Source organism: Legionella erythra (genome assembly GCF_001467615.1).
Taxonomy (GTDB): Bacteria; Pseudomonadota; Gammaproteobacteria; order Legionellales; family Legionellaceae; genus Legionella_C; species Legionella_C erythra.
In genome coordinates this window covers 140251-153932 of record NZ_LNYA01000030.1, presented here as the reverse complement: position 1 = coordinate 153932, position 13682 = coordinate 140251, and the positions used below count along the sequence as shown (strand labels likewise).

The window sequence follows — 13682 nt, the reverse complement described above, 5'->3', positions numbered from 1 at the left end:
TCGGTGGATGGGACAATTCCTTTTTAGAAAATTTGCTCAGTTTGATTGAAAATTGAAGTGCGTAGGCCGTGATAATGAGCCACGAAAGGTAGTAGCACTTAATATTTTCTTAACTCTTATAATGTACACTCTGCCTACTACTTATTATTCGATATGATAACGATCTATGTTTACTGTATCCCCTGATGAATGGCGCATTGCGGAATATTATTTATTGGAAAAACCCAATGGCACCGTCTTACCCTACTCAGCCTTGCTTTCCCCCGATACAGGCAAAGCTATCCCACGACCCAGCCGCCCGAAATTGTTCGATAATTATCAAGCTGGCGAAAAGAGTAAGCCCGCCAATACCTTCCATTCCTTCATCAAAATTGATGGTGAAATTTTTGCCATCGCTCAAGGAAAAGCATCAGATGCCCTGATTGGTAAGGGACAGTATGGGAAAGTCAAGTTGATACAAAATAAAAAAGGTGAGCTTGCAGTTGTTAAAATAGAAACAACGAATACCCCGTTGCAGCAGGAAGAAAGCAGAATTTTAAAAGACCGAGCCTTACCAGACGGCTCCCCGCTTTCCCGTGGGAAAGTGGAACGTTGCGACAAAAGCAAATATTACACTCACTTGGCTTATCTTGGGGTTGGAATCGACAAATTATTAATGAATTATCAATTGCAGGTGGCTCTCACCGAACCCTCCACTTTCACTATGCAAGCCCAAACTCTTTACGTTTATGCCAAGAATAAGCAGTTGTATTGTAAATTCATAGACGATGAGATATCGATCAAGGAACGCCCTCTCCCCCATACAGAAGATCATGTCAGGATTCAGGAAAAGCTCCATGGGTTAAGCAGTGATTATGAGCTATTTATAAAAACTGAAATAACCACAGCTGCCGCGTCCTACACGCCCCGTTTTTACACTAAGATGCCCTCGGAAATGGACATAAATAACAACACTCTCTATCTATATCCGATCAACGACGGTTTAGGATATGCGTTTAGAGACAATGATGGTCAATTAACACGGGGCCTTTCTACCCAAAAATACCCTTACCTCAGTCAGACTTTGAGTCATACGCTGCTGGATGGCTCATTAACTAAATCGATTTATGCTTCCTTGGGATTTTATCCGCGAGGCGGCCTGTTCCCGTTGGAGCTGGATGAGAGCAGCCGCTTACAGATGGCCATTGATATCGCCCTTCAGGTGGATGCTTTGCACAGGGGCCTGCCTTCAAGTTCACGTTCAGGCACGCCGGCTGCCCATCAGGATATCAAAATTGAAAATATTGTCATCAATGCCAAGGAGCAATGCCACCTCATAGATTTTGGATTTGCGACCACAACGCCTGACAAACTCAAAACCCAAGCCACCGGCACCCCCATGTATCTGCCACCCCTGAGCGCGTGCTTTTTTTTAACTCAGGCAGAGTTTGATGTCGTGGCTTTAAAGCGCATTCTGACGATGCCTGCTGATTTAAACTGCGCTTTGGGAAAACATACCATTTCGCAAGAAGAAAGAAAAAGAAGGAGTGTTTTAACCGATGACATGGTCAAAAAATTCAATTTAACCGAGCTCCTTCAAACGTCTTCGTTTAAATCGAAAGACATGACTGCCATGGCTCTCGCAGCCATTCTGATTACAGTACAACTGGACTTGGGTATTGATTATGACATCCTGAAAAAAGATCCAACCCAAGCCGCGATGATTGTCGCGTATTACAGGCATAGAAAAAATAGCCCAACGCTAAAGCAGGATATCCTCAAATCATTGCAAGAAACCGACCTGGCCACAAGGGTTCCCTTGGCTGAAGCCGGTGTTTTTGAAGAGGTAACGCAAGAGCAACCGCTTGCCTACTTGGCCCAGTATTTAAAGAAAAATAACATACCGGGAAAAATAACCAGTATTGAAAAATCCCGTGTCTTGATTGAAGCAATCAATATGGGCTTCCTGCCTGGCGAAATAGAAACCCTGCTTAATAAAGAAACCCTTCAGATTAGAGGGATAATCCGCGCCAAGCAATTTGAATTAACCACAGAATTAGCCGCGCATCTTCAAGGGGACAAATCATCGCAGGTCAGTATTTTATTAACTTTTGCAGAGAATAAATCCCAGGCTCAACACTATCTCAAACTGTATAACATTTACTCGCAACTGGAATTGCAACTACCGACACTGGATCTTAAATACCAAAGGGCGACGGAGAATCTCGTTGCCTGTCTGAATAAAGCCATCCTGGAACTGGATAATCAAGACCACCCCGTTGAGCGATTTAAGCGCTTTCACGACAGCATTGACACCGCCGTCAAGAATAATCGCGCGGTTTTAGAAACGAATACCGGTCTTACCAAATTTCTGGATGATTTATGCACCGTGCTGGCATCTCTTGTTGTGTTCTACCCCCTTGTTTACGTCTACCAGAAAAAGAATGATATTCATTATTCCTTTTTTAAACCGCAGACAGCCATCATCCTGGATGAGATACAGGAGGCGCAACAGACGCTGCTGGCTAAACATGCGCCCATTCAGGATGAGAAAAACTCGCCTTTATCTGACAATCCAGCCGATGAAGGGATTATTGCCTGCATGCAAGCAAGTGGAGGCTTCTCATTTTTTTGATTGCAAGCCTTTGTCTACCTCCATGAGTACATCATTGGCCTGCCTGGCAATTCCTCTGGCAACCATTGCGTCACGCTTCCTCAGCCCCTGATTAGGAGCAAATTTACCAACCACTGGCGTGCGTGGATCTTAAAAACTCATGGTCATTATTAATAATTTCCACGCACACAATCTAAAAAATGCTCATCATGGTGAGCGCAGCACTTCATCTGCAGCTCTTTGCTTGGTCTTCTCATAATAACCATCAGATTACTCATTTATTGTACTAGGCCACACTTCCATGGCACGTGATTGGAGAGCATCCAATTAATTTTACTCTAATATTTTTTATATCCTGGCCAGATAAATTGCTCAAATTAATCGGTTTATCTTTCCAAGAAGAACCAAAGTCATGGCACAAAATGAACACATTGAAAACAAAAACAACTAAGATTAATTTATATACAATTAGACTTAAATATATATGTTATAATTAAAATTAATCCAACTGGTTTAATTTTATACCCATGAAATCAAAAACCGATAATAGTGTAGGATTTGTAACCAGCGGCGGAGACACTTATACTTGTGTCACCTTAAGCCATTACGAGGAAAACAGAAAAAACATAGAGTTTTGTCAACAATTTGTTCCAACCCGAGGAGCGGAATTTGATTCAATTTATCAATATACTTTAGATTCGAAAGAGATGAGCAAAACTGTTGCTGAATTTATGAGTAACCCACCAGTTAAAAAAGCAACTGAGCCTTTAAAGAACGCCGAAGATCTAAAAAAAACGTCCTTTATCATTGGAGAAGCACATCAACATACAAGCTCTAAACGATTTTTAATTCAAAATATGAAGATGCTAAAACAAGAAGGCTTTGAAATATTATTCATGGAACATTTTTTTTATGATACAGATCAAAATGATTTAGATAAATTTTTTCAAACACTAGATGCTCCTTTATCAACCACACTCCAAGCAAGATTAAAGGAGATGGAAAGACATCAGTTTATGAGCACAAATGAAGAATTGAAGAAATATAGTTTCACCGATATTTTATATGCAGCACGTGAGGCAGGTATAAGAGTTGTTGGAATTGATGTAAGCACGACTTATAAAGCACAAAAAATTGGCCTTGAGAATGAGCAACTAGATGATAAAAGACAGAAATACATGAACTATACTGCTCATGAAATTATAAAAAGAGAAGCGGGCTCAGACAAAAAATGGTGTGCATTGATGGGAAACACACATGTTCACTCTTTTAACAATGTCCCTGGTGTCGCAGAATTGACAGGTGCTAGAAGCATACAAATATTTGACACAGGAAAGCTTTGTAAAACAAGTGGAATGAATTTAAATTCAAGTTATTTAGTAGGCGATGTTGAATTAAAGGGTGATTTAGTGATTACACAAAACCCCAAAGAGAGCACACATAAAATTTTATTTCAAAAAGAACATGAAGAATCTATTAAAATTCAAACCTATTTAAGTGGTTTGAAAAATAGCTTCAAAAAACAACATTGGAAAGATTTTTTTAATGAAAATCCAGAAGACCTCAAACATAAAAGAATGGATAGCCCTAAATATAAAGCAATCAGAGATTTAAAAGAAAAGATAGAAGTGGCCAAGGATATGAAAACACTAGATGAGGTTCAAGAATACCTAAGAGAACCGATTGCTAATGTGATAAAAGCATCCAAGGAGCAACAAGTTCATGATTTTATTTTATTTAAGAAGGCCTTTAGAAGTAGTCAAGTAGCTGACAATTTGGAGGAATTTTTAAAAAAAACGCCGAAGCCCTAGTTTCTTATAAATCAAGTCCTATCTAAATCATAGAATTGCAGATGATAGGACACATGAACTATACATTTTATTTTCCAATTGCTTCATTTTTATGTGTAAAGGTCAGATAGGTCAACGACATGTCAAGCGATGATGAGGTCATAAAATCATTTGTTAAACAGGACGCCAGTCAACTCACAGAAGCAACCAGGGCTAAGCATTCGATTGCACTGGAGTTCGGACCCCTGATAAAGAATGAGGCCACTGTTCAATTCGAACAATTGGTTAAAGCCTTTCTGGCCACGCAGGTGAACCCCAATGCGCCACCTGTCAGCTTTAAAGTCGAAAATGATAAATTACTGGCCACGTTTCAAGGCCAGGAAGTCAATGTCAGCGACTTGATAAAACACGCGAATATGAATCATTTGCTTTTTGATGAGGAGGATGCAGCCAATTACATGGTTCTTCTGCAATCACCGCAGTGCCATTACACACCCTCGCTGAAACATTCAACCAATCCTATTCCGAGCATGACTGATTATGAAACCCAGGAAAAACAAGGCAAGCACCCCGATGCACTCAAGGAATTAAATTGGGCAGAAAAATCAGCCATTAATATTTACAGCGGCGGATTTTATGTGGTTTGCAACAAGGTTCTCCGCGGTGATTTATCACGCATTGAAGACAATGACTCGCAACAGATCGGTGAAATCTTAGCCACAGCAGCAATGGGCTGTGCCGGTTTAAATAAAATTTCGGAAACCTCACCAAGCCATACTTTTCGTGTAGAGGAAAATTTCAGCGAAGAATTCACTAAAAAAAGAATAGAGGCGGTGGAACGGGGCGGGGATGTCACCCTGGAAATGGGTTTTTTCAGCACAGCATTCGACCCGTCTGAAGACGAGATGTTCAATGCCATGAATACGGAACTATTTAATGCCGGCGGTGGAACCGGTATTGTGCTTTCCGATTTGCGGGGCAAATACATTGCCGGTATCGCCTCTAAACCTGAGGAATTTGAGTATTTGATTCCCCCAACCCAAATGCAATAGGTGGGGCATTACCATACTGAAAATGGCAGCCATTTTTTCCACGCCAAACCCGTTCAAACCCTGACCGGCCTCACCGAAGAACAACAAAAGCGGACGGCGCCGCCAAGCGATTCAAACACTGCCGTGAGCACAGATTTTAAAGCCCGACTTAAGGATGTAAAAAGCGCGGAAGGGGAAGAGGTCAAACAACCTTACAAACCCTCCTAATAGAATAAACAAGGCTCTAAGCGTTTATTTTTTATCATCAAGGGCCACCCATTGAAAAACGGCCACAGCACCTGTGACTGCAAACAACAGGGGCATTAACAGATCAAATCGGGCCTGCGTCAGTTCAAACAACAGAACAACAGCCGTGATTGGCATTTTTTGTCCCGCCGCTAAAAAAGCAGCCGCACCGACCATGGCATAAGCATTTAAACTGTTGTCCTGCCCCATTAAATTAAATACCCCGCCCAAAACCACACCCAATAAAGCGCCATTGGCAAGGCATGGGGTTAACAAACCACCCTTCGCCCCCGCACGCAGGGACGACGCGACAATGACAACCCGCAACAGGAGCAGCAACAGACTTAAACCAACCCCGATCTCATTCGTAAATTCAAGCCGTGCGGGACTTTTGCCATTACCCAGCAAAGCCGGGAAATAAACAGCCAATAAACCAATCAGTAGAAAATTAATAAAACAGGTCAACCATAAGGACCGATCGCGTGGGGCCTGTTGTTTGGCCATTACCGTCAGACGAATAAACCAATGAGCCGCCAGGCCAAAAATCGGACCGCATAGCACGGCCCAGAGCATGAACGGTGCCTTGAATTCATAGGCTGCGATCAGGTATTGCGGCTCATTGCCAAGCCCTATCCAGGATACCGCGGTTGCAATAATCGCAGTCGCTAAAGCCGGCAATAACACAGACCAGCTCCAGGTGCAAAGCAATACCTCAAGGGTGAATAAGGCACCGCTTAACGGTACATTGTACACCGCTGCAAAGCCGGCACCCGCTCCACAAGCCAGTAGAATACCCAATTGTTCCGGATTTAACCCCGCCTTGACTGAAAGCTGTTGCGCAAACACCGCGCTGATTTCGCGCGGCGCCGTTTCTCGTCCCAGCGGCGAACCCAAACCGATGGTCACCAGTTGCAACAGGGCATGAACAAGGGTTGAGAAAACCGGCATCGGTTTTTTATTTTTTAACGCATCGGCAATGCTGACCAACCGCTGCCCATAAGCCGATAAAGCCCACCAGCCAAAACCGGCAATGAATCCGCAAAGGCATAAAACCAACACGCGCCGCAGAGGGGAGGACGCACGAACTCCCTGCAGAAATGTTTCATTGCTCACCAGTTGCAGCGGGCTGTAGCCATAAGCCAGGTGCTGTGCCGACTTGAGCAAAAGCGCTGCAAACAAGCCGGCTACCCCTGACAGCACCCCGACGCCCAACACCAGTAACAGCCATTGAAACCGACGGGTATCGGTTTTTTTTGCAGCGATACGTCCCTTAGTCGTTGCCATGCCAAACCAGAATAAAATAATAAATAGATTCCTCATGTTACTTCATGTTGTCGCCAACAAAAATAGCTGATATAAGTAGCAGAGCTTGTGGCGACTCAGACCTTAAGCGCTCAAAGGACATGACAAGGATCGTTGCGCGTATGATTTCAACACCCATACTTAGCCATGTTTTGCCGGCCCATCTTAAACAGCTTGAAGCCGAAAGCATTTATATCATCCGTGAAGCCATTGCGGAATCAGACAACCCGGTCATGCTTTATTCAATCGGCAAAGACAGTGCCGTGATGCTGCATCTCGCCCGTAAGGCCTTCTACCCCTCTCCCCCTCCATTTCCCCTGCTGCATATCGATACGCGGTGGAAATTTAAAGACATGTATGCGTTTCGCGACGAACTCGCTAAAGATAAGCAAATCAACCTGCTGGTTTATACCAACCCCTTAGCTATCGCCAGAGACATTAACCCGTTTGACCATGGATCTGCGCTGCATACCCAACTAACCAAAACCGATGGGCTTAAGCAAGCCCTGGATCATTATCAATTCGATATGATTTTGTGCGGCGCACGGCGCGATGAAGAAAAATCCCGTGCCAAGGAACGCGTTTTTTCCTTTCGCAGCAAGACCCATCATTGGGATCCAAAAAATCAGCGCCCGGAACTCTGGAATCTTTACAATACTAAAAAAAACAAGGGGGAGACGTTTCGGGTTTTTCTGCTGTCTAACTGGACAGAAAGGGATATCTGGCACTATATCCATCAGGAAGGCATTGCCGTTGTCCCCTTGTATTTCGCCAAAGACAGACCTGTCGTTTCCCGCGACGGCCAGCTTATCATGGTGGATGACGAACGCTTTCGTCTGCTGCCCGACGAAACCCCAGCCATTAAAAAAATACGTTTCCGCACCCTGGGGTGTTACCCATTAACGGGCGCCATTGAGTCAAAAGCAACCACGGTTTTAGACATTCTGGATGAATTAGCCACAAGCCGCTACTCCGAACGCCAGAATCGCATCATCGACAAGGATGCCCTGGGCAGTATGGAGCTTAAAAAACAGGACGGTTACTTTTGATGGACTGCGAACTGACGGTTGTTCCTGAACAAACGGTATACGTAGACTCCGCTCAAAAGGACGATGGCCTTCTGCGCCTAATGACCTGCGGCAGTGTCGATGACGGCAAAAGCACGCTGATTGGCCGTCTGCTTTGGGAGTCGCAACAGCTCTCAGACGATCAACGTCATATGCTGGCTTTCGACTCAAAAAAATTCGGTACACAGGGAGATAATCTCGATTTCGCCCTGCTGGTTGATGGCTTGATGGCTGAACGCGAACAAGGCATCACCATCGACGTGGCCTATCGTTACTTTTCCACCGGTAAACGAAGGATTGTTCTCGCTGACACCCCGGGGCACGAACAGTATACCCGTAACATGATCACCGGCGCGTCGACAGCGGATGCCGCTATCCTCATGATTGACGCCCGCCATGGCCTCCTGCCCCAGACTCGCCGCCATGCCTACTTAGCTCACTTACTGGGAGTACAGCACCTCCTCTTGGCCATTAATAAAATGGATTTGATGGATTTCAACGCGACGCGCTACCACCAGATTCAACATGAATTTCGTCAATTTGCCGCCCCTCTTCTGTTTCACTCGCTAACCGCCATTCCTCTCTCGGCATTAAAGGGAGATAATGTGACCCAACTGTCGGCTAATACCCCCTGGTATAATGGGCCACCACTCATGACCTGGCTTAAACGCCTTAATCTAAAGCCGCAAAATGGCGGCACATTTGCCTTTCCTGTCCAATTCGTCAATCACCCTCATGCTGGTTTCAGGGGGTATAGCGGTACGATCACAGGCGGTTCTCTGGCGGTAGGCGATGAAATCCGGGTAACCAAATCAGGTCAGCGGGCTCTCGTGACCGATATCATCGGCATGAATCAAGACGTCCGTTGTGCTAACCCGGGAGATGCCGTCACCCTGGTACTCGATAAAGCCCTGGATATTTCCCGCGGGGATGTGTTGTCCTTAAGCCAGGAGCCGCTTCAAACCACGGAGCAGTTCGCCGCAACCCTCATCTGGCTCAATGAAGAGGAAGGATTAATAGGCCGAAGCTATGAATTGAAGCTGGCCACGCAATGGGCGGGGGCATCAATCAGTGTCATTAAACACTTAATCGATATGACCACCCTGACGCCAAAACCCGGCAAGTCGCTCAACATGAATGACATTGCGTTCTGCCACATCACTGTCAGCAAGCCCCTGGTTTTTAACCCGTATAACCAATGCAAAACCTTGGGCAGCTTTATTTTAGTCGATCGGTTTTCGCATGCCACGGTGGCTGCCGGAATGATAGCCTACAGCCTGTATCGCGATAAAAGCATTCACAGACAGCCATTGACAATCAGCAGGGCACATCGGGAGCACCTCAATGGCCACAAGGCGAAAGTCATCTGGTTAACCGGCCTGTCCGGCGCCGGCAAATCCACCCTGGCCAATGCCCTCGAAGTGGCGCTTCATCAGCAGGGAAAACGGACCTATCTTCTCGATGGCGATAATATTCGTCATGGGTTGAACAGGGACCTGGGCTTTAGCAAAGCCTGCCGCGTGGAAAATATCCGCCGTGTCGCGGAAGTGGCTCGATTGATGATGGATGCCGGATTAATCGTCATCGCCGCGTTTGTTTCTCCCTTTCGGCATGAACGGCAAATGGCCCGGGAATTAATTGGCAAAGACCACTTTTTCGAGGTCCATGTCAGTACGCCGCTTGCGGTTTGCGAACAACGGGATCCCAAAGGCCTTTATCGGCAGGCAAGGCAAGGAGGGCTGCCCAACATGACGGGCATCCATAGTCCCTACGAAGCACCATCCCACCCGGATTATACTGCGGATTGCCATGGGAAATGCACAACGGAACTGGTGACTGAATTAATGGCTCTATTGGATAAGCATGACTAAAGCACCTCATTACCGACAATTGCTCATTTCCTTAGGCATTAAGCCCCACTTTATTCCCAAATACCTTTCTGAAGAACAATGCCAGTTCGTGTACTTTATACTCAAACCATTCACAGCCGGCTTTATTAAAGAACAGTGGCAGTTAGGCGCCCTGCTCTGGGATAAATTTTATCACCCCAAATTGGATAGCCTCGATCAATTTGACAATCATCTGGGGCATTATGCTGCTTTAACCGGAAACACGACAGCGCTTGAATTAATCAAAAAAACGCGGCCCGACAAGCATAAAAAAGCAAACCGGGCTGGTAACACCATCGCGCATTACGCGGCGCTGGGCGGTCATCTTGACGTGCTTGAATGGATAAGAAAGAATTATCCCGTCCTGATGACACAGACCAGTCATCAAGGGTATACCCTGGCCCATTTTGCCGCTAAAGCCGGCCATGTCCATGTTCTGCAATGGATTAAAACCCATTATTCTCATTTATTAGACTGGAAAAACAAGACAGGCAGTCTCTTTGTGCATTCTGCAGCACTGTCCGGGGATATACCCACCCTGGAATGGATTAAGCTCAATAGACCACGGCATTTAAAAACCAGGAATAATCAAGACGAGACGCTGGCGCATGGTGTCGCCGCCTCCCCTAACCCAGAGGCCCTGGTGTGGATAAAAAAAAATTGCCCCGAACTCATCCCTGTCCTGAATAACAAGGGGCAAAGCATCGTCCATTTTTCTATCCTATCCACGGAGGCGAAACAATTTAATCTGGCTCTGCGGCTTGCAGGCTACCCTGCAACACTGGACTTAAGAGCGTTCAGCACGAAACTGCTAAAAAGCCAACCGCTTCACACGATGCTTGAGCAGGCCCTTCAAAGCAATTACACACTTACCGAATTGCGACTTCCCCAAGGAATAAGGCTTACTCAGAAATCAGAATGCCTCTTGGCTGAGAATAAAAAAATTAAAGACGTCATACATATCTACACCGCTTTTTGCCATGAAAAAAATAAGGGAATAAGCCGCTTACCCAAGGACATCCTGTTTCGCCTGTTTACCGATTCCATCCGCGGGGTTTCAGAACGCCTGTCTCCCCTTCTTATCACACGTTTGTTCAATAAAATTTATAATGGCAGCAAACCCAACCGTTTTAAGGGCGCCTGGCTGGTTGAAAAGCAAATTGCCGATTTAAGGCAACAGTTAATACAGCCTTCCAGTCAAATCCAGGCGGTAGTTATCGACAGCAAAATCGATGCCCTGATGGCCCTTAAGCAACTTATATTATGCGCTGATCACCTGACAGAAAGAGAATTAAAAAACTGGTATCAGGCTCATGGGGAATTCGTTAATCAACAGGCATCGGGTTTATTCCGGTTTTTTAAAAAGACGTTGATTCAATCCCTGTGCACCCTCTTTGCTTTGAATGAATCCACCGTCACAAACATGACCAACCATCCGGACGAAGCAGCCCTTGAGCCTGAAGGGACTGCTCTTCTTAAACCGGGTTAAACCTTCACATCCGCAGCACATCTTCAACGGTTTTATTTGGGCGTGTAATGGTTGCGTTTTTAATTTCTTCCAGCACATTCCTGTCAAGAACAGCCGCTTTCAGCAGCTTGTCACAATAACTCAAAGCCGCCTCACTGGTGCATCGCTTATCAAAATCAGAACGCATCATGGCGGCAATCAGGAATAAAACCGCCTGTTCAATCACCGTGGGCCTGACTTTATTAGCCTTAAAACGGGTGGTCAATGCATCGACGCTGACCGTATATAACTCAGGAAATAATTGCATGGCGACAATACCCATCGCATACATGTCGCGACCATAATGATCCCCTGATATTCGCGGATCGGCATAGGCAGGCGTATACGCAAACGGTTTCTCAGAAGCCTGGCGGTGGCTACCACCGAAATCAATGAGTTTCATCGAGGAGGCATTGAAATCAAGGATAAAATTCTGTTCCTTGATGTCGCCATGCACCCGTGCATGCTCATGCAGGGTATTGAGTTGAGCCAAGCCGTCGCGAAGACAGGCAAGCCGGTTTTTCATATGAATTTTTTTCAGTTCATCCACGCTGTAGCAATGCAGGCCTTTCCCCTTTTGCCACTCAGCTACAATGTAAGTGATGCCCTTTAAGGTGTAATAAAAAGCCTGCCGGCCCAACAAATGATGATGTTTCACTTCACGAATGCCTTCCCGTTGGGCCGTTCCCTTGTCTTTTTCGTATAATTTTTTAATGCTGTAAACCGGTTCGGGGGCATCGGCTGAGGGAAAGCCCTTTTTGACTTTGCCAAACCCGCCTTCGTCATAGTGTTTGTCGTGGCTTGTAAAAAAGGAGTGACCATTATTGACGCAGACCTGCGACCGGGCAGCGCCAGACACTTTCCGGCTTTTTTTGTCGGCGACAACCTCCTTAACAGGCGGTAATTTCTCGCTTGTCCGTTGCAAAGCTTCCGCAAAGGAGTGCGGATTAAGCTGCTTATTATGAATGAGGTTAACAACGCGGTTATGTAAACGCCTGATATTGGCAGAGGAGAGGGAAAACAGCAAAGTCAACTGCGGCTCAGTAATCATGAAACCCGCTTCGTCCAGTTGATGGAACACATGAAGCAAGTCTTTTTTAGGACTGACGGCCGGACTTTTAGGCAGCAATTGCAGGCAGGACTCCAGCGATTGCTGATTTAATACCCCAGCCTTTTGCAAATAACCAAGGCTTTGAACCAGGTCATACCCATCAATGGTTTTACTCATTATACGGTTTAACAAGGCTTCACTGCCCTTCGCCAAAGAGGCTGCAGCCAGAATATCCAGAATCTGCTTCACTAAAAAGACATCATGTTTCAACACATAATGCCAGGTCTGATTATTCAGTAAATCATACTGGCCAAGACGCATTAACACGGAGCGCCTCACAAAGAAAAATTTGAAATCCTTGTTCAACAAACCGATAAGCATGCTCTGGGTCAGGGTAACTTTTCCTGAAGCAAGAACCACAGGTAAAATTTCGACTAAGTAATTTAAGGATGAACTCGCGGCTATCGCATCAACCAATTCCCGCGTGGCCGGGATGTTTAATTGACGGATTAAATCCAGCATCTCATCAACCTGATACAACGAATCGCGGGCGGTTAACGACTCAAAGGCGGCTTCGTTTAAACAGTTTAGGCTATCCAGGGCGTTAAGTGTCTTAAGCAAGCAATGCGCTTCATGCGCCTTGCTTGCAAGTAATGCCAAGGCGGCAAAGGCCAGTTGCTTCCGCTCCTGAAAGAAGCGCAAACATGATTCAATCTTTTCGCTCAAATTGGTTTTTTTTGCAGCAAACGTCAGAATACCAAGCAACAAATCACTTTGAGGCGGAAACTCGCAAAGAAAATACACCAGTTGCTGTCGGCCTTCCGGCGGCAGGTTATAAATTTCAGTGAAAGCCGCTTCATCAATCAACCCCGCGTCATTTAAAACGGAATAAATCCAAAATAAAAAATGGGTATCCAGGCTCTGCTTTAACTTGTCTATCGGCGGCAAATCCTTATTGTCGCCCACCAACTTGGGAATGGCCTTCATTAAATCCAAAACATCCTTCGCGGTTAATTCATACTCATCGGCCTCTCCTGCGAATTGATGCAGGTAATGTCTTAATTGCTCAATGCGATGGTAGCTCTGAAAGTGAATTTTTTTATGGTAGTCGTTTAATAATTGCCTGATCTCATAAAGCGTCATTGGATAGTCCAATTCGAAAAATGATTACAACTCAGTGCATCACTTTAAAAGAAAAAAATCATT

The 13682-nt window shown here is 45.4% G+C and carries 9 protein-coding genes; 7 read left to right on the top strand and 2 right to left on the bottom strand.

Features of this window, described 5'->3' with window-relative positions; all coding sequences use genetic code 11:
* Positions 1 to 166: 166 nt before the first annotated feature.
* From Lery_RS09920 to Lery_RS09905, 4 genes are all read left to right on the top strand, one after another.
* A complete protein-coding gene (locus Lery_RS09920) occupies positions 167 to 2614 on the top strand; it encodes a protein kinase domain-containing protein (RefSeq protein ID WP_058527103.1) in 2448 nt (815 codons plus the stop codon).
* Positions 2615 to 3120: 506 nt separating this feature from the next.
* Positions 3121 to 4404 carry a membrane-targeted effector domain-containing toxin gene (locus Lery_RS09915; RefSeq protein WP_058527102.1) on the top strand — a complete coding sequence of 428 codons (1284 nt, stop codon included), beginning with the start codon at positions 3121 to 3123 and terminating at the stop codon, positions 4402 to 4404.
* A 119-nt stretch (positions 4405 to 4523) separates the two neighbouring features.
* Complete coding sequence (locus tag Lery_RS09910; protein WP_058527101.1) at positions 4524 to 5435, top strand: hypothetical protein; 912 nt, start codon at positions 4524 to 4526, stop codon at positions 5433 to 5435.
* Complete coding sequence (locus Lery_RS09905; RefSeq protein ID WP_058527100.1) at positions 5436 to 5642, top strand: hypothetical protein; 207 nt, start codon at positions 5436 to 5438, stop codon at positions 5640 to 5642.
* Positions 5643 to 5666: 24 nt separating this feature from the next.
* Here the strand turns inward: Lery_RS09905 and Lery_RS09900 are convergent, their stop codons facing one another.
* Complete coding sequence (locus Lery_RS09900; protein WP_237759203.1) at positions 5667 to 6980, bottom strand: chloride channel protein; 1314 nt, start codon at positions 6978 to 6980, stop codon at positions 5667 to 5669.
* Between the two features lie 104 nt (positions 6981 to 7084).
* Between Lery_RS09900 and cysD the strand changes: the two genes are divergently transcribed.
* The 3 genes from cysD to Lery_RS09885 are packed head-to-tail and all read left to right on the top strand — an operon-like array spanning position 7085 to position 11407.
* Positions 7085 to 8011: a sulfate adenylyltransferase subunit CysD gene (cysD, locus tag Lery_RS09895; RefSeq protein ID WP_058527099.1), complete on the top strand. Its 927-nt coding sequence runs from the start codon at positions 7085 to 7087 to the stop codon at positions 8009 to 8011.
* Positions 8011 to 9900, top strand: coding sequence for an adenylyl-sulfate kinase (gene cysC / locus Lery_RS09890; protein ID WP_058527098.1), 1890 nt, complete (start codon positions 8011 to 8013; stop codon positions 9898 to 9900). The genes cysD and cysC overlap by 1 nt, the downstream gene beginning before the upstream one ends.
* Entirely contained in the window at positions 9893 to 11407 is a 1515-nt protein-coding gene (locus tag Lery_RS09885) for an ankyrin repeat domain-containing protein (protein ID WP_058527097.1), read from the top strand. The genes cysC and Lery_RS09885 overlap by 8 nt, the downstream gene beginning before the upstream one ends.
* Positions 11408 to 11411: 4 nt before the next feature.
* Here Lery_RS09885 and Lery_RS09880 read toward each other — a convergent pair whose 3' ends face one another.
* A complete protein-coding gene (locus Lery_RS09880) occupies positions 11412 to 13619 on the bottom strand; it encodes a protein kinase domain-containing protein (RefSeq protein ID WP_058527096.1) in 2208 nt (735 codons plus the stop codon).
* Between the last annotated feature and the right edge of the window lie 63 nt (positions 13620 to 13682).